At 40.0% G+C, this 17,978-nt stretch carries 16 protein-coding genes and 1 tRNA gene; 6 read left to right on the plus strand and 11 right to left on the minus strand.

The genetic code is table 11. From position 1 onward, the window contains the following. Positions 1-4: 4 nt before the first annotated feature. On the plus strand, positions 5-538 hold the full coding sequence (locus tag QZZ23_RS08585; RefSeq protein WP_292468915.1) for a shikimate kinase: 534 nt from the start codon (positions 5-7) through the stop codon (positions 536-538). 14 nt (positions 539-552) lie between these two features. Here QZZ23_RS08585 and QZZ23_RS08590 read toward each other — a convergent pair whose 3' ends face one another. The 4 genes from QZZ23_RS08590 to QZZ23_RS08605 all read right to left on the minus strand — a co-directional run bounded on the left by QZZ23_RS08590 (position 553) and on the right by QZZ23_RS08605 (position 4,459). Next, on the minus strand, positions 553-1,350 hold the full coding sequence (locus tag QZZ23_RS08590; RefSeq protein ID WP_292468918.1) for a class I SAM-dependent methyltransferase: 798 nt from the start codon (positions 1,348-1,350) through the stop codon (positions 553-555). Positions 1,351-1,434: 84 nt separating this feature from the next. Next, entirely contained in the window at positions 1,435-2,187 is a 753-nt protein-coding gene (locus QZZ23_RS08595) for an ABC transporter ATP-binding protein (protein WP_292468921.1), read from the minus strand. Next, positions 2,184-3,254 (minus strand): iron ABC transporter permease, encoded by a 1,071-nt coding sequence (locus tag QZZ23_RS08600; protein ID WP_292468924.1) that lies wholly within the window; start codon positions 3,252-3,254, stop codon positions 2,184-2,186. The genes QZZ23_RS08595 and QZZ23_RS08600 overlap by 4 nt, the downstream gene beginning before the upstream one ends. A 32-nt stretch (positions 3,255-3,286) precedes the next feature. Continuing rightward, positions 3,287-4,459: an iron ABC transporter substrate-binding protein gene (locus tag QZZ23_RS08605; RefSeq protein ID WP_292468926.1), complete on the minus strand. Its 1,173-nt coding sequence runs from the start codon at positions 4,457-4,459 to the stop codon at positions 3,287-3,289. Between the two features lie 271 nt (positions 4,460-4,730). On the opposite strand from QZZ23_RS08605, the gene QZZ23_RS08610 reads away from it, so the two are divergent. From QZZ23_RS08610 to QZZ23_RS08620, 3 genes are all read left to right on the plus strand, one after another. Beyond that, positions 4,731-4,916 carry a hypothetical protein gene (locus tag QZZ23_RS08610; RefSeq protein ID WP_292468929.1) on the plus strand — a complete coding sequence of 62 codons (186 nt, stop codon included), beginning with the start codon at positions 4,731-4,733 and terminating at the stop codon, positions 4,914-4,916. After that, complete coding sequence (locus tag QZZ23_RS08615; protein WP_292468991.1) at positions 4,913-6,019, plus strand: S-layer protein domain-containing protein; 1,107 nt, start codon at positions 4,913-4,915, stop codon at positions 6,017-6,019. The genes QZZ23_RS08610 and QZZ23_RS08615 overlap by 4 nt, the downstream gene beginning before the upstream one ends. A gap of 231 nt (positions 6,020-6,250) precedes the next feature. Beyond that, positions 6,251-6,454 (plus strand): hypothetical protein, encoded by a 204-nt coding sequence (locus QZZ23_RS08620; protein WP_292468932.1) that lies wholly within the window; start codon positions 6,251-6,253, stop codon positions 6,452-6,454. Positions 6,455-6,525: 71 nt separating this feature from the next. Here QZZ23_RS08620 and QZZ23_RS08625 read toward each other — a convergent pair whose 3' ends face one another. The 7 genes from QZZ23_RS08625 to QZZ23_RS08655 all read right to left on the minus strand — a co-directional run bounded on the left by QZZ23_RS08625 (position 6,526) and on the right by QZZ23_RS08655 (position 14,164). Then, positions 6,526-7,176 (minus strand): FmdE family protein, encoded by a 651-nt coding sequence (locus tag QZZ23_RS08625; protein ID WP_292468934.1) that lies wholly within the window; start codon positions 7,174-7,176, stop codon positions 6,526-6,528. Positions 7,177-7,588: 412 nt separating this feature from the next. After that, the gene (locus QZZ23_RS08630; protein ID WP_292468937.1) at positions 7,589-8,548 is read right to left on the minus strand and encodes a glycosyltransferase family A protein; all 960 of its coding nucleotides are present in this window, start codon (positions 8,546-8,548) and stop codon (positions 7,589-7,591) included. Next, positions 8,545-10,008, minus strand: coding sequence for a lipopolysaccharide biosynthesis protein (locus QZZ23_RS08635; protein ID WP_292468939.1), 1,464 nt, complete (start codon positions 10,006-10,008; stop codon positions 8,545-8,547). Before QZZ23_RS08635 ends, QZZ23_RS08630 begins: the two co-directional genes overlap by 4 nt. Positions 10,009-10,228: 220 nt before the next feature. Continuing rightward, positions 10,229-11,083, minus strand: a complete 855-nt coding sequence (locus QZZ23_RS08640; protein ID WP_292468941.1) for a hypothetical protein — start codon at positions 11,081-11,083, stop codon at positions 10,229-10,231. Positions 11,084-11,310: 227 nt separating this feature from the next. Next, the gene (gene aat / locus QZZ23_RS08645) at positions 11,311-12,192 is read right to left on the minus strand and encodes a leucyl/phenylalanyl-tRNA--protein transferase (protein WP_292468943.1); all 882 of its coding nucleotides are present in this window, start codon (positions 12,190-12,192) and stop codon (positions 11,311-11,313) included. Positions 12,193-12,781: 589 nt separating this feature from the next. Continuing rightward, positions 12,782-12,856: transfer RNA gene (locus tag QZZ23_RS08650), tRNA-Glu, on the minus strand. Positions 12,857-12,940: 84 nt separating this feature from the next. Further along, positions 12,941-14,164, minus strand: coding sequence for a proteasome-activating nucleotidase (locus QZZ23_RS08655; protein ID WP_292468945.1), 1,224 nt, complete (start codon positions 14,162-14,164; stop codon positions 12,941-12,943). 614 nt (positions 14,165-14,778) lie between these two features. Between QZZ23_RS08655 and QZZ23_RS08660 the strand changes: the two genes are divergently transcribed. Together QZZ23_RS08660 and uvrB are read left to right on the plus strand one after the other, a co-directional pair. Then, positions 14,779-15,705: a hypothetical protein gene (locus QZZ23_RS08660; RefSeq protein ID WP_292468947.1), complete on the plus strand. Its 927-nt coding sequence runs from the start codon at positions 14,779-14,781 to the stop codon at positions 15,703-15,705. A gap of 288 nt (positions 15,706-15,993) precedes the next feature. Then, positions 15,994-17,976: an excinuclease ABC subunit UvrB gene (uvrB, locus tag QZZ23_RS08665; RefSeq protein WP_292468949.1), complete on the plus strand. Its 1,983-nt coding sequence runs from the start codon at positions 15,994-15,996 to the stop codon at positions 17,974-17,976. The last annotated feature ends 2 nt before the right edge of the window (positions 17,977-17,978 follow it).

Consider the following 17,978-nt stretch of genomic DNA (forward strand, 5'->3'; position numbering starts at 1 on the left):
TTGTATGATTATAACTTTGATTGGTATGCCGGGTGCAGGCAAGAGTTCTGCCGGGCAGAAATTAGCATTTCTGTTGGGTTATGAATTTATCGATACTGATAAGCTTGTAATAAATGGGTCAGGAACGGGCCTTCAGAACATCGTAAATGACCTGGGCGACATGGCTCTCATAAGGGCAGAGGAACAAAGCATACTCGACCTTAAATTAAAGGATAACTGCATCATCGCAACAGGTGGAAGTGTTGTATATTCTAATAACGCAATGCAATTCCTGAAAGCAAGATCAGTGGTAGTATATCTGGATGTTCCTTATGGTGTCATTGTCACAAGACTTTCGAATCTTACTACAAGAGGTGTAGTGGGATTAAAAGAGAAAGGTCTTCATGGTTTGTACAAAGAAAGAACTATCCTTTACAGGTCATTTGCCGATCATATTATTGAAGTTGGCAGAAAAGACAAATTAGTGGATGTTACAAAAAAAATAATGGTGAAGGTTCTGCCGGAACAAGATGCAGATATTGATGCAAATATCCGGTGAATATCAGATGAATATTAGTCATCCTGTGTGTTCCACCACATTTTCACCCTTGTTGAATGAGCATCATAAATATAGTTTTCATTTTCCTTTCTAAGGGTATTTTCCATATATTGTTCAAGTGTTTTCTGCTGCTTGTCTGTTGACACAGAGAAATGGTTTGAAACGTTATTTATTACTTCATCCATAGATGTGTATATTTCAGTTCTTCCCAGTGTGAAAGTTTCCATGTTGGGGTAGATTCCCATCTGGTACAGTAAGTTATAGATAATATCGCACTTTGGTGTGGGGTAGTATTCTTTTCCATGCAGTTGTGGCCAGATTTTCCGAGAATGTATGTCCCATGATGTTTCACCGGCGAACCAGTATAGGTAGATGTATCCTGAAGCTACTGCCTTCATATCTTCTACTGATTTGCGGATGTCTGGCATGCCCAGGGAGAATGATGCGATTATCACGTCATAAGGCCCATCAAGGTCATTTTCAACATCGATGTCTTCCCATCTCTTTTTGACAATGGATATATTGTTGCACCCATGATTAGCCATATTTTCTTCAAAGACTTCGATCATTCCCGTTGAAGGTTCCACAGCTGTGACATGTTTTACTTTTTCTGAAAGCGGGATTGCAAGTGTCCCTGGTCCTGCTCCAATGTCAAGTACTCTGGATTGCGGCGTAATGTTCAGAGTTCTGATTGTTTCTCTGGCTCTTTTTTGATTGTCCTTCTGTGACATTTCCCAGAATCTTTTTGCACTCTCTTTATCCTCCCATATGGACTTCTTTTTTTTATTACCACTTTGAAAATGTTTTTCCATTTGCTCAATCCATACGTTGCTCCAATCTATATTTTGATAGTCCATGATCATTACCTTATGGTTTTTTTTGTTAGTGATTTTCTATTAAACTGGTATTACTACTGAAACATCCATGTAGTTCTGTATTGTCACAGGTACTCCGTATACCTCATGGATTATCTGGGGTGTGATATCACTTATACTGCCTGCTGCAAAAATGGTTCCATTTTTCAGGAACAGGAACTTGTCAGAGTATCTGAAAGCAAGATTCAGGTCGTGCATTGTCATAATTGCAGATACATTCTCTTTACTGACCACGTCCCTTATAGTGTCCAGTATTTCAAGCTGGTTTTTAAGGTCAAGGCTGCTTGTGGGCTCATCCAGCAAGAGAAGCTTTGGGTTTTGGGCTATTGCGCGTGCGATGCCCACTTTCTGAAGTTCTCCACCGCTGAGTTCGTCTATGTATCTAAGAGCCATATCCTCAAGATGTAGTTTCTTGATGGTTGATTCCACAAGCATCACATCTTTCGTGGATATGTTCCATTTCATGTGTGGCATCCTGCCAAGAAGGATTGCATCAAAGGCTGTCAGCCTGGCAGGTTCACATCTCTGTGGCACATATCCCATACGTCTTGCAATTTCTATTTGCTCCAGTTTGAGAACGTCCTCATTTTCGATTAGCACAGCTCCTTTTTTTGGTTTGAGAATAGCGTTCATACATTTGAGCAGTGTGGTTTTTCCCACACCATTAGGTCCGAGTATTGATAATATTTCATTCCTTTTCAGCTCAAATTTTATATCCTTTAGCACTTCCTTGCTTTTGTATTGGAATTCCACTCCCTCTACTTCAAGTATCATATCCTTCTTCCTCCCAGTATAAGGTAAATGAATGTAGGCGCGCCTAAAAATGATGTGAGTACGGCAACAGGTAACTGATAAGGCTCCATCATCACTCTTGCTGCTGTATCTGCACAAAGCAGGAGCAATGCACCTATTATCAGGCTTCCTGTGATCAGGAAACGATGATCATCGCCAATCATTCGGCGTGCCATATGTGGGCATATCAGTCCGACAAAACCGATCACTCCGAGGAATGAGACAATGATGGCGGTTACAAGGGATGCGCACATCATTCCCCTGAGCCGGACCTGCTCTACGTTAACACCCAGGCCCTTTGCAGTTTCATCTCCGGCATCTATGGCATTGTATTTCCATCGGTTCAATGTGAAATAGATTATCGAAGCTACCACTATCGCAGTAATAAGTGCCAGTTCTTCCCAGCTTGCCCTTGAAGCGTCACCAAAGGTCCAGAAGACCATGGATGCGAGCTGTACATCATCAGCAAAATATTGAAGGAACATTGTTCCCGCCGTAAACAGTGAACCCATGGCAACTCCTACAAGTATCATTACTTCAGGCGTGTTTCTCCTGATCCTGGAGAATGCCAGGATGATGACTGTAACAAGGAGGGCGAACACAAATGCAACAGCAGTGGTGGTGTATGGGTTGCTGATGGTCACTGCATCACCAACCTGGCTGTGTGTGGCACCTGTTCCAAGTACCATCACTGAAAAAGCAGCACCAAAGGCTGCAGCATTTGATATTCCCAGTGTGAATGGAGATCCAAGGGGATTTCTCAGTATGGACTGCATGACCACTCCCGCGATGGACAGGCCTGCACCGGCAACAATGGCTGTGAGCACCTGTGGCAGGCGAATGTTCCATATGATGTTGTCCCATCTTACTGAAACACTGTGTCCTGTGAGTGTTTGTATAACTTCCAATGGAGGGATGTCTACGGGTCCAACCGAGATGGATATTATTGTCATCACAAGCAGAAGCACGATTCCTGACAGAATGTATGTATACTTTCGGCCAGTATGCTCTTTGTAACGCCGGGCAATTTCACCGTCTGTTCCATGCATTCATTTCACCGTTCTACTCGTTCCATGAATCTTCAGACGTCCAGTTTTGTGAATGCAGGGGTTCCAAAGGCGTTAATCATTTGATCATATACTTCTCTGCCAAGCTCTTCATTGCCCTGACATACAAGAAATGTGTATATCTCTACGGTCTTATCTTCAAGATCAACGTCCTCGAATCTGTCAGGATAAAGTAACTTTCCTGCAAAATAGGAATCTGCAAGAACTGAACCGAAGTTTTGAGTGTACCAGTTGTAAGGCAACACTCCGTATACGTTCCCTGATTGAACTGCCTGCAGTTGCTGGTAGGATTCGTCATTCTGCAACTGGTGGAGTGCGCTATTCTCATCTTCTGATTGTAGTGTTGAAAGATCTACAAATATGATATCGGGGTCCCACTCTATGAGCTTTTCTTTAGCAACTTCTGCTGTGCTGAGGTCCATGTCGGCATAGGCAGCGTTCAGTGCATTAGTGAAAAGGAATGGTGGGTATGTTGGTTCGGTAGACTGAAGTCCATGTGGTCCTGCACGTGCAATACCTCCTACATAACATGTGGTTTTCTCATCTGCCGGTACATTCGAAGTACGTTCATTGAGGTCTGCAATGGTTTCATCAAAGAATGATATGACTTCTTCAGCACGCTCTTCCTTATCCATGACCTCTCCCATTATTCTGAGGCTCTGGTACATGCTCTCTCTGTTGCTGGCCATGTCTCCATAATTAAGAACAATTACGGGAATGCCTGTTTTCTCCTGGAGTTCTGCAGGGTCGTAGCCAGAAGTAGAATAGGTCTTGAGTATGACATCAGGCTGTGGGTCAAGGGCAAGTATTTTTTCGGGGTCATCGTTTCCCCTGATTTCTCCAAATACAGTGTAATTGGTTCTGAACTGGGGGTTCGCAAGAGCATAAGGCCTTGCATCATATGGTGATTCTCTCGTTTCGATACTGTCAACAGCGATTATTTTATCCTGCTCTTCAAGGTATGTTAGAAGCCTGAGTGCTCCTGAACCAGAACAAATGACGTGTTCACGTGATTCTGGAATTTCCACATTTCTTCCAAGGGCATCTGTGACGGTGATAGTAGTTGTTTCTTCCTGTTTATGGATGCTCTGGGAAGTTGATGAACTGTCTACACATCCCGAAATTAATGTTGATATAACAATCAGTATGAGTAAAAAAGTGAGGTGATCTGTTTTCATAATTTTCATTTTGCAATCTCCATCAATCATAAGATGCTGTAAAATAGAGTTAATTAGTATTAAAAGATTACCATTTAGTAACACGAGACGATACAATAATCTACTTATATTATAACTGCAGTTAGTGCACATTACTGCGTAACACTATTGGCAATAAAATTCACACTGGAATTGGGCTTATGAGGATAATGTTGCTTCTGTTTCAGAAAAGATATTATCCGGCATTTACGCAGGGTTCAAACACGAATTTAGAGTGATTTTCTTGTCAGGGGATATTCATATGAAAAGAATGACATGGCTAATAATTGCATTTTCAGCAATCCTTATTATAACAATGATGCCCGTAAACGCATCGTATGCAACGTATAAGATCAGAAGTTCCGTATATGATAGCACAGACTCATCTACGTCTGCGGGTGATTTCTACTGGGATGCGAATAGTTTTCCGGATTCTGGTTCCAGATAAAACCAGGCTTTTCAAGTGAAGTACTTTACTTTCATAATAGTGTGAATTCCTCTTCCACTATCCAGTCAGGGGATAAGATTGTTAAAGGTGATCTCTACTATGTGAGCAAGCCTCAGATGAAAAAGACAAAGATAGGTGGTTCTGATGATGGAGCTACTTTTATTGTGGATGACGTTGACCTGAAAAAATACTATCTTATGGGTTTCTTTGGTTCTCAGTATGTTGTAATGCCTGAAGAGTCGTCTGACCTTTCAGCCGGTTGCAAACCAGATAAGATTGCAAAGATTCTGCTGGAAACAGATGATAATGTAAAAAAACAGATGTTCTCCGGGGAAGAATGGGAGCTTGCAGGTGGCTGGTCACTTGTTGTACAGCAGGTTGATGTGGAAGGTAACAAGGTATGGGTGCAGTTGAACAAGGGTGGCGAGGAAATAGACACTTCTATAGTATCCGGTGATATGCATCTGACAAAACAGGAAAGAACGTATCTCTACAAAGATGCAGATGATAATCCTGTGTTCTATTGCTATGTGGATTCTATTTTCAAGGGAATGGATATTGACTTTGTAGTTTTCAGATATGCTTTCCTCAGGGGTGATGTCACTACAATTGAGGACGGGGGTAGTTATGGCGCTTTCGATGTGGATAGCTTTAAGGTTCCTGTTGTTATGAACGGTATCGATTATGCCGGAAGTGGAAGTGGAACAGTTCTCCATACGGGTGATGACGCACTGGTAATGTCCAGTAATGCTGCTATCACACTGAACCCGAACAAGATTCTAGACCTTTATGGTGATTTTTATCTCAAGACTGAGGACACATCAGCTCCATGTCTGAAAATGACGCTATGGAAAACATGCACCATCACTGTGCCAGATGTAGTTTTAGAAGATGAAAATGAAGGTGTATATGAGGACATTATTATTGTAGACCTGGCAGAAGAGGATAATGAAGCTCAGATCTTGTCCAGCACAAAAGACGAAAGTGATGTTTCATCTGATATTAATGATGGGAATGAAGATATTGTTCAGAGTTCAGTTGTCGCACCGGGATTCGAGTTACTTGTCGGTCTGGTGGGATTATATTGTGCATCAAGATTTTGAAGAGGATTAGTGATATTCATTATTCTTTGTTGATTGGGGGTCCACATCAGTTATGGTATGGACCTTAGTTTTATGTTTTGATAATGTCATTGTGTTTTTGATGGTGTTTATCTGTTGATATATTTTAATGTCATGCTCTAGCTATAAACTGTTTTCAGAAATACTAAATAGCATTAGCTGTTTTACTATCGTGGCCTTATGGTCAAAGAAAAAGATAGGAGCTAAAAAAATATGTTATGGGGATTTTCCGTACTCAAAGATGAGCAAATGAAAGCCATTGCAGAACTCGAAGAAAAAATGGATGTGACTTTACTTTCATTTTCAGGAATCAACATCAAGAATGCTGAGCTCACAAAGGATGATCTTGAGCAGATTGAAAAGCTGGAATCTGAGCTGGGAATTTCTCTTGTTGCTGTGAAAGTGGAGCAGGATTAGATACTTTTCCTTTCATTTCAGTTTTTAGTTGTAAAAGAGCAGGTGATATTTTCATCTGCTTTTGTATCACTTCACCATCCTCTTGTGTATTCTTCATAGCATGGGATACAGACATATTCTCCGTTCTGAACTTTAGCCCGGGATTCTGCCATCATTTCTCCACATTTCACACATTGGACTGAGTTGAATATCCTCGCCTTTCCGGGAATCTTCGCATCAACAAATTTTATGTCAAACATCTCTTCAACAGGTGTGTTCCTCATGGTTACGGATATTCCGTCCATGCGTTTCCTGAATTCTTTTGTTTCTTCTTCTGTGGCTGTACCACCCATAACTTTAGGGCGTAGTTTGCCGACCTCGGGGTCTATGGCATCGATGTTGAAACTTGCTTTCAGTGCAACTCTAACTGCTTTGCCGCTGTCCCTGCAAATGAATGTGAAGACCTGCTTTGCATGATCTTTGTAGATGAGATTGCCCTTGCCTAGTGTACATCCTGTCAGGACCTGCACCGCATCCACACCACAGGCATCATTCTCGACAATTGTGACGAGTTCCTCATCTATGTCTCTCTCTGTTTCCAGTTTTTCAATTCCTGCTTTTGCAGCGATGTAGCCAATGGTAAGGCCAGGGCAGACGTGTCCGTGGAATTTTGCAGCATCTTCAAAGGTGGGGATTTGTCTGGTTGTGATTTCGTTTGAACTATCGGATGACATGATAATCATGGAGTGTAAAAGAACGTAATACTTTTAATAGCTTTCGTGTTATCTGGGTGTGGGGAGTTAACTGTGAGATGTTTGTTTATGGTAAGGATTAAGGGTGTTTGTTGATTGAAAACGCATTTCATTTATTGTATATTGTAACCTGTAGGGCAACTAACATGCAGTCTATAGTGTCTAAGTTTAGGTTGGCGCTAGAAATGATGAGATACTAAAGGACTCAGATGCGGAAGGGTAGTGACAAAAGGGTAAATTCTGTATCTTCAAACATGAATGAGAAACGATTAAATCTTTCAACGAATTCATTAGTTTGATACATTTGGATTGTTGTCATGTTCTCTGTTCTAAAAAAAAGATAGAGAAGAAATAAAAGGCAAAACGGTATTGGTATCAACTAAATGAAGTTAAACTCAAAATATTAGTGCATAACCTTGAAAGGCATGTCAAAGTCAGATTTATTATTTAAACGAGTATTTCTACCGAGCCGTTTCTTTTTGAAATTTTGAAATGGACTTACTGTATAACGAATAGATATTCTGGCAAATATTTTTATCAGGCGAATTGGAGGTACAGATGACATAGATCCAATAATATATCGCATTCTGAATTGATCTTCTATTTTTGTATTACCTATTCTTGCATAGTATTCAGCAATCCAGAACCAGGTATTCATAGACATTGCTTTTTGTTCGGTTCTTCTTTTCATAGACCATATTCCGCCTTCATGAACGCGATATACAGCTGGTTCTATGTTTGGTAGATACATGCCTGATCCGTACTGTCCCAGGATGGAAAAAAGGAAAGTATCGTCATTTCTAATGAAGGTACATTCAAGGGGATAATCTTTTAATATATCATGGTTTCTATAAAATACTGTGAGGGTGGATATATGAACTTGAGCCGTCATCATTTCATAACTGGTATATGATCTCTGAAACTCAGGCGGTATTCTGGATTCTTTAGTAAGGCCATTTTTATTTAATACATAGTCTCCGTGGTAACAACACACAACATCCGGGTTATTTTCAAGGCAATCGAATTGAATTTGTAATTTTTTAGGATCAGTCCAGTAGTCGTCTCCATCACAAATAGCAAAATATTTTCCTTTAGCTCTTTGGCAGTTATAGGAGAATACATTTTTACCTTTTGAACACTGATTCACAGTTTGATATATTGGTTTGATCAAATCGGGATATTTTTGTTCATAAGACCGGATAATATCTGCGGTTCTATCTTCTGATGCGTCATCATGCAGAAGGACCTCATATTTGAAGTTAACTTCCTGCATCAGGAATCCTTCAATTGCATCAGCTATGAATCTTTCGTGGTTGTATGCAAGGCAGCAGATGCTAACCATAATTTCTTCTTCTTTTTTCATTTATGTCCCTTTTTTAGTGCTTTTTTTATTATATTAATAGTAATATAACATGCATCTAATTTAAAGATATAGCTTGCTCCAATGTATGCAATTACTGCAAGGGCACCAAAAAGGAAAAGTTCTATGTATGCTGGCAATACTAACGTATTTATAGCAAAATAAACGGCAGTTGCAATCGTTCCAGATAACACCAAGTTTGGTATAAAGTCTGATATCTGTTCATTGGCGGGATAGTTTATCATTTTTTTAGAAAAATAACTATTCGGAATATAAGACAAAACACTATCCACTATCTGTCCAATAAGAATACCTATGATCCCATACTTTATAGTAAAGTAAAGAATGGATACAGTGCTGATTTTTTTGAAAATTCCAATATAAAGTACAAGGTCTGAACGTCCTTTAACCTGCAGCATATTCAAATTAATCGAATGTAATGGATACATTAACCCTCCTATACACAAAAGCTGAAGGTATGGAACAGCTGGAATCCACTTTTCGTTTAGAATTAAAACAAAGAACGGTTCTGCTAATACTGCTAAAAAACTCATTCCAGGGAAAACCAGATAAGTAGTAATCTTTATAATTTTTCTGTATCCTGACTTTAAAGCTACTTCGTCATTCTGCAATGTTGCCAGTGCAGGATATGTAACTACCTGTATGGTGTTGACAAATTGATTTAAAGTCATATCTCTTATTTTCCTGGCAAAGAAATACTGTCCTGCTATGGTTACAGCAAATATTTTTGCTATTACTATGACGTATATATTCTGAAAAACTATGCTCAACAGGTTGGAAAGGAAAATTTTTGATCCAAAACCATACATCTCATTGAATGATTCACGGCTGACTTCTCTTGTTGGTCTCCATAGTTTAAGTGACCAGATGGAGAATGTAGTAACTATTGAAGAAACTATCAATTGTGCTATCAATGCCCATACGCCAAAGCCTTGATATGCCATGAACACTGCGATTATTCCGGAGATAATAGTTGCAGGAATGGTTACTTGAAGCTGTGCTTTGAATTTGAGTTCACGGCTTAGGGTAGCACTCTGGACGACCTGTAGGGAACTTATAAGGATTGTGATACCTACAACCCGGATCAGAAGGGTAAGCCTTGGTTCTCCATAGAAAGTCGAAATTAAAGGGGCTGAAGCAAATAAAGCAAGATAAGCTAGAATAGCCAGTCCAATATTGGTATAGAAGGCTGTATTGAAATCGACCTGTGTGGCATCTGACTTACGGATGAGTGCCTGTCTGAATCCAGATTCCATGAGTTCACTTGCCACAGTTGTGAACACACTCATCATGGCAATAAGTCCATAGTCATCCGGTGTAAGGAAGCGTGCGAGAAGCAAAGTTATTACTATGCTGATGCCTCTTTTACTTATCGTTTCAGCAAAATTCCAGATGACTCCAACGGTTGTTCTTTTGGCAAGTGACATATTGTAATTTCCCATAGTTTTCTTTTTAGCTGACTGTTGAACCACCTTTGTAAAATGAGTTTACGGTGTGTCGGATGCAATATATTTGCGGGAGGGCTTCATATAAATTTATGTGTATAGATTTGTCATTCTTGCATACAAAAAGGATACATTTTTTTGAGTTCCTTTTAATAATATAACATTAAAGTATCCGGATTTCTTCTTGAGAAACATTTGCCAAATAATACTCTTTTTCCTATCTGATGTTTCTATATTTATCATCAGTAAACTCTTGGCTCTGTGGAAATCCTATTTTATCTATGAATGAAATAATTTGAGGGACATTCTCTTCATTACTTTTTGTCATATCAATTTCTAATATAGGCACATCTAAATCATGCATAAGTTCGATTACACGGGCTGTATCTGCACATGATTCTTTACATAATTCTATCAGTTCATCTTCATTGAAATTTAGTTCAAGAGATGTTATTTTTCCATTTGCAATTCTTTTTTTTCTTCGCAATATGTTTTCTTCTAAAGAAATATTACAATAAATTATTCCACTTGGGATAATTTGTTTTCGTTTTTCAGGACTTAAATGTAATATCTTTTCATATGCATTGGCATTTTCCATCCCAAGGCTATTATGTATGATTCCATCTTCGTATACAACAACACCGTTATAATCGAAAAAATTTAAAAGTGCTAAGTCTCTGATAAGAAGTAATTCATAAAAATGAAAAAAATGAATTATATTATAAGGTCTTAGATGGTTTGTTTTCATACACGCAGAATCTAACAGCAGCTCAAAGAGACAATTATAATCAGCAACATCATTTTTAAATGTTTTAGTATATTTGTCTATTAAATTTTTTTCCAATGCAACTCTTAAAAAACGTGGATTTCTTTTATACAAAGAATATATGTTATAGCTAATAAAACGTAAAAGATCATCTTTTATCAACGTATATTTTTGTTGCATTGCAATTTCAATTCTTGCCTCTTGTGGTGTACTCCATCCCTTATTGTCATTTCTCTCTAACAACAGTTCTTTAAATAAAGTAGTTTTACCTGCTCCTGATGCCCCAATAAACTCAATTTTTTCCATAATTATACATCCCAAGATTAGTTCCAAATGTTTATAGAGACAAACTTTAAATTTTATTGTTCTGTAGAAAAACTATCACGATAGTGATCAATCGAATGAACCGATAAATTCCATGGAGAGGAATTTCAGCTTCAGTATGGTGGCATTAAGATAATTTGTTCAAGAATACTGCATAATCAACATGTAGCTTAAGACAAGTAATATATTATTGAAGCCCTCCAATGAGGCTACTGTTCTTCTTTCATATAGTTCTGTTTTTCCAAATACTTCCTGACGGCATCAGAAGGACTCCAATCTGCAAACAAACCGGACCAGTCAAGTACCACATCCGAATCATTCATTGCAGTGTGTACACGAGTCAGAAATTCATCTCTTGGAATCATCACTGCTCCGGTACTTTCAATATGTTTTGTAGGCCAGATTCCTTCATCGAAAAACTCAAAACCTAATTCATATAATCGCAAGGCTACTGCTAAAAAGCAATACTTTGAGGCATTTGCCTCCAGTGTAAACATAGACTCTGCGTAAAAATAATACCCTCTCTGAATTCCGAAAAGTCCGCCGACAAGAGTGTCCTCTTTCCACACTTCAACAGAATGGACGTATCCTGCCTCATGCAGACGATGAATTGCACGGATTCTATCTTGATTCAGCCATTGATATCCATTGTGCATGGATCTGCATTTTTCAACAACTTCCGGAAAAGCTTGGTCCGAAGTTAATGCGAATTCGGATTTCTTGAGAAGCTTTCTCATACTGCGTTCAATATGCAAATTGCCTAGATTCAAGACGCAACGCTCTTCGGCAGTCCACCATAAATATGGCTCATCGGGCTTAAAAAAAGGTATGATTCCAAGTTGAAATGCCTGTAACATGCGAGGCACTGACAAATCTCCTCCATATGCCAGCAAGTAAGCTATGGGTCCAAATTGAAAATCTCGGTTTGCCATTTCGAAAGGCGGAAAATCTACACTATTGGTAAGCTTGACCACTTTGCCTGCATACTTGTATGATTTGGGAAGAACGGAACACATGAGTGTATTTAGTTTCCTGGTTACTTTTGACTGAACTATATTCTTCTTTATCATCTGCTCCTCTCCTTCTCTCATTTTTGAAATAAAAACACTTGACATACTTGCATATTATGCTTTTTTATTAGATCACGAAAAGAATACAGCTATAAATATTGTATTTTGATAGAGAGATATTTTTATTTGAAGCAGTCATCTCTTGTTACTTTTCGTTGATTGACGAAGCCATGACTGTTAGTACTGTGGCATTTATGTTCGTACTGTTATACTAGTATATTGTTATATTTATATTTATCGTATTTAGAAAAATTGGGGGTAAGCTTGTGTATGTTGCAAAACATGGAATGCATTGCTGAAGCAATGCCATAAAACACGCAGATCGAAAGGTTATTGATGCCAATTCCATTCTATTTGTGTTATCCAAAAACAGTAGAAAGAGCGATGATATCATAGAATTGGTTTACAGTCAGAATGGTTCCGATAGGAAAGCATATATCATCATTTGTAATATATATCCTATAATTGTTATTTTTTATTGTATGTTTGTCGACTACAACAAGATTAAGGACACATTTATTATTTTTGATGTCAAAGTGGGGTTATTAAAAAAGTTGCATTAGCTGCGAGTATTAGCTCATCAATCAAAAATATCTGAAAAGTAGAATAGTGCTCCGATGGGGATTCGAACCCCAGTCGCAGGAGTGAGAGTCCTGCATGATTGGCCGTGCTACACTATCGGAGCAAGTTGAATTACCTAACGGCACCCTTGAAGGTCACTTAAAATATATATAGCTTTCGTTTAGGATGAAAGAGGTATGTTTGTGATTTACACAAACATGTTATGTGGACTTGTAACTTCCTCTTCTTCTGAGACTACCTTGTCGTAGGCTTCCAGCATATCTTTCATTGTGATGCTTTCGTCACGTCTTCTCAGGACAAACATTCCCGCTTCCTTAACTATTACATTTATATCTGCACCGCTAAGGTCGCTGGTAATCCTTGCCAGTCTTTCAAAGTCTACGTCATCGGCAAGATTCATCTTGCGGGTGTGTATTTTGAAAATCTCTTTACGGCCTTTCTCATCAGGGAGTGGGACCTCTATAATACGGTCAAAACGTCCCGGACGAAGCAGGGCAGGGTCCAGCAGATCTATCCTGTTGGTTGCGGCAATAACCTTTACATTTCTGGTTGCGTCAAAACCATCCATTTCAGCAAGCAGCTGGAGCATGGTTCGGTTGACTTCCGCAGAACCAGTCGTGCCGTCGTGTGTGCGCATGCCTCCCACCGCATCGATCTCATCAATGAAAAGAATGGATGGTGACTTGTCGCGGGCCATCTGGAATACGTCCTTCACAAGGCGCGCACCTTCTCCTACAAACTTCTGTACAAGATCAGAACCGGACATTCGTATAAACGTTGCATTCGCCCTTGAGGCAACTGCTTTTGCAATAAGTGTCTTGCCCGTTCCTGGTGCGCCGTACATAAGTACGCCAGTTGGTGGTTCAATACCGATCTTCTCAAAAAGCTCAGGTTCAATAAGCGGCAGTTCCACAGACTCAATAACCTCTTTTAGCACATCATCCAGACCGCCGATCATATCATAATCAATTCCCGGGGAGTTGATCAGTTCCATAATCTGTGCGCGCACATCTGCAGCCCTGGATATTATAGATATAATAGAGAATGCGGCATTCACGCAAACTCTCATCCCTGCCTCAACATTAATATTAGCAGGTATCTTTGTCACAACTTCCTGGTTGTTTCCATGCTGCCTGATAAGTGCCCGTCCATTATCAACTTCCATGACCGTGGCAATAAAAAGTGGTGGAGTGGTAAGCTGCTCTATCTGTCTTTTGAGCTTATTAGTTTCTTCAAGATAATTATTTGCCAGCATGCTTGCTTCAAGAAGCTTAGCTCGCATGTTCTCATTGTTGATCTTAAGTAACTCCATCTCATGAATCATGGACTCCATATCTTTTTCAGAGTCTATCTGCGTCTTGATCTTTGAGTTATTGGTGTCAACTGGAGATTCAGCACTACTATTTGACATAAGGACTTAATATGGGTATCATCGGATATAAAACCAACTGAAAAAGGGCATTGTGTTTTTGTTTGCAGCATGGTGTTTTTTCTTATAATTTTTCAGAAATATGTTAGAATCATGCAAAAATAATAATTTTTTGCCAAATCACTAAAAACACTTAATTTCCTTTGAATATGTCTCTATTTTCAAAAAAGGGTGTAATTATCGCTTTATTTTCAAAAAAATAGATTATAATCTGTTTTTAACAGATATATACTACTAATAGTTGCTAAAAATCGACAAAAGACGAAATATTTATCTACCATAATTTCAATTCTTATATTGTAAGCATGTGCTGAAAGATGCTTATTCTGTGCTAAATGCTTTAATTGCTAAAAAAAAGTCAAATAAGGCTTTGATTTAGCATTATACATTTGCATACTAATATTAGAGGGAATATTTATATAATATTAGGCACATGTATGTAATTGTGAAGCACATAGTAACAGTGTGTTCCTGATGTGTTCACAAAACAACGGATCAAAATTAAAAAGAGCAACACCATATGTCTGAGGGGATAAATGGTTTGTGAATCCATCAATATCTGAGGGGATGAATGGATCCGCAAAGAGGCAAAAAGGATGAAGGTTCGGCTTGAGATCATCGATGACGATGGCATGGAAAGCGCAAATGTCAATTTTGCGGGAAGGCACTGGAAAAGGCGCCTTCTGGCATTCTTGGACACAGTCGAAGACGAGACTGAACATATTTCCGAACCTTCATCCAATTCATCTAATTCTAAGGTAAATGTGATTGAACAGAGTACATACCAACCGCAATTTGTTCAGCAACAGGTACCTTCTATTCAACAACCTGGTCAGCAGACTGCTTCGCCGCAACAGTTCCAGCCTGTACAGCAACAACAGGCTCACTCACAGTATCCGCAGCAGTTCCAGCAACCAATGCAACAGGCAACCGATCATCAGTACCAACAACAGCAACAGCAACCGGTTCAACAATCTCAGATGCCTGTAATGCAACAGCAATTCCAACAGGCATATTCGCAACAGCCTGCTAATCAAAATTATCAATCGCTGCAATACGTGCAGCCAAATCTACCTCCTGTGGGGCTGCAACAGTATGGATATGGGCAGCCGGTACAAGCTATGGCATCTACGGTCCACCCATCTGTAATCTCTAATTCCCATGCTCAACCGGCTGTTTCACATCTAAACCAGACTGCACGCCGCAGGACTCCGATGCTTCAGGAAAGGTTGAATGACATGTCGCTGACGATTAGCGAGCGGCTTGAACTATTCCTTAAATACGAGTATCCTCGTGTGTGGTTCTCTTCACAGGATGTGCAGAGGCACTATGAAAGAGTGTACGGTGACATTAAACAGAGTACCGTATCAACATACCTGTCCCGTATGTATCGAAAGAATCTTCTTGATCGTAGGGGCAACAGGACTCAACGTGAATATCACTACATAGCTGATGAGCCTGAATTTTCTGCCCGGATGGAAGAGATGTCTGATGTACCTGTTCATCACAGGTTTCAGTACTAAGTAGATTTAAACCTCTTAAATAATGTTTTAATTTAAATCTACTATATCTGTTTCCATACGGTCTCAGGTTTTTTAATTCAGGACTTATTCTTAGTATTCTGGTTTTTGTTCTCGTATTTGTTATGGTGGTGCTGCATTTCCAGGTACTTTGATATTTTGCTGACAATCCTGTTAATTGTGGTGACGCCGTGATTATGTGAACATGTAATTTGTATTTGTCACAAGCAGAATCCGCACGCATCTAAGTTGTGAATACGTTTATACACGTTTGGTTCAATACCTACATTGATGCGTCCTTTCAAACTAGTTTCAGAGTATAGTCCAAAGGGTGACCAGCCTAAAGCAATATCCCTGCTGACTGAGGGTCTGCTGTCTGGGAAAAAACACCAGACACTGCTTGGTGTGACCGGTTCCGGAAAGACATTCACAATAGCCAATGTTATACAGAATGTGCAGAAGCCAACTCTTGTGATAGCCCACAACAAAACACTTGCAGCACAATTGTTCTCTGAGTTCAGGGATTTCTTCCCTGATAACGCAGTGGAATATTTTGTCAGTTATTATGATTACTACCAGCCAGAAGCTTACATTCCCACAACTGATACCTATATAGAGAAGGATTCATCCGTTAATGAAGAAATTGACAGGTTGAGGCTTTCTGCAACAAAATCCTTGCTTGAACGCAAAGATGTTATTGTTGTTGCCAGTGTTTCCTGTATCTATAACCTTGGTTCTCCTGATGAGTGGAGGGCAATGTCGGTGATGATAACTCCGGGTATGGAAATTGACAGGCCGTCTTTTCTTGAATCGCTGATCAACATACAATACGAAAGGAATGATATCGCTTTCACTCAGGGGACTTTCCGTTTGAGGGGTGATACTATTGAGATATTCCCTGCTCAGGAGAAACATGGTATCCGAATCGAATTGTTCGGTGATGAGGTGGACAGGGTTGCTTACTTTGACCCGGTCAGCGGGAAGGTGCTGGAAGAGGTGCTTCCGGGCGAGTCCATTGGTATCTATCCTGCAAAGCATTTTGTTATGCCTGAGGAGTATATTGAAAGTGCGCTTAAGACTATTGAGGCAGAATCCCACGACAGGTTGACTGTGCTAAGGTCGGAGAACAAACTTCTTGAGGCTCAGAGGCTTGAGCAGAGGGTCAAGTTTGATATGGAGATGATAAGGGAACTTGGTTTTTGTAGTGGTATTGAGAATTATTCCCGTCACTTTGACGGCCGCCGTCCCGGCGAGGCTCCATCTTCATTGCTGAATTTCTTTCCGGAGGACTATCTTGTTGTTATCGATGAGTCACATGTAAGCATCCCGCAGATACGTGGGATGCATAATGGTGACAGGGCCAGGAAGCAATCTCTGGTTGAGTATGGTTTCCGTTTGCCTTCGGCTCTTGATAATCGTCCACTGCGTTATGATGAATTTGAGAATAGGCTTAATGATGTGATCTATGTTTCAGCAACGCCTGCTGAGTATGAGCTTGAAAAGAGCAGGGCAGTTGTGGAGCAGATCATCCGTCCTACTGGGCTTATTGATCCTGAGGTTACTATCAGGCCGGTTGAGACTCAGGTGGATGACCTCATTGGTGAAATTCGTAAGGTGACTGCCCAGGGTTTCAGGACTCTGGTGACAACCCTGACCAAAAGGATGTCGGAAGACCTCACAGACTATCTGCTGGAACTTGGAATTAAGGTAAGATACATGCACTCCGATATTGATACTCTCGAACGGGCGCAGATAGTCAGGGGGCTGAGGAAAGGGGATTTCGACGTGCTTGTAGGCATCAACCTCCTGCGAGAGGGACTTGATATCCCTGAGGTTGCTTTTGTTGCTATTCTGGATGCAGACAAGGAAGGTTTCCTGCGTTCGGAACGTTCTCTTATCCAGACCATGGGTCGCGCTTCCAGAAATTTGGAAGGTCGTGTTATACTCTATGCGGACAGGATAACAGGTTCTATGGAACGTGCAATCAATGAGACTGAAAGGCGTCGCAAGATCCAGACTGAATTTAACGAAAAGCATGGTATTACTCCGACAACCATTCGCAAGGCTTTGCAGAAGGAGCTTGTGGAGGGTGATAAATATCAGCCTGCTTCTGGTGTTATGGCAATTGCTGAGGATGCGTCAGTGAGGGAAATCGCTGATATTATCATTGACCTTGAGGCTGATATGCACCTTGCCGCCAAGAATCTTGAATTTGAGATGGCAGCGGAACTTCGTGACAGGATAAAAGAGCTTAAGGATCAGTATTCTCTGTGATT

Source organism: Methanolobus sp. (genome assembly GCF_016278385.1).
Classification (GTDB): domain Archaea; phylum Halobacteriota; class Methanosarcinia; order Methanosarcinales; family Methanosarcinaceae; genus Methanolobus.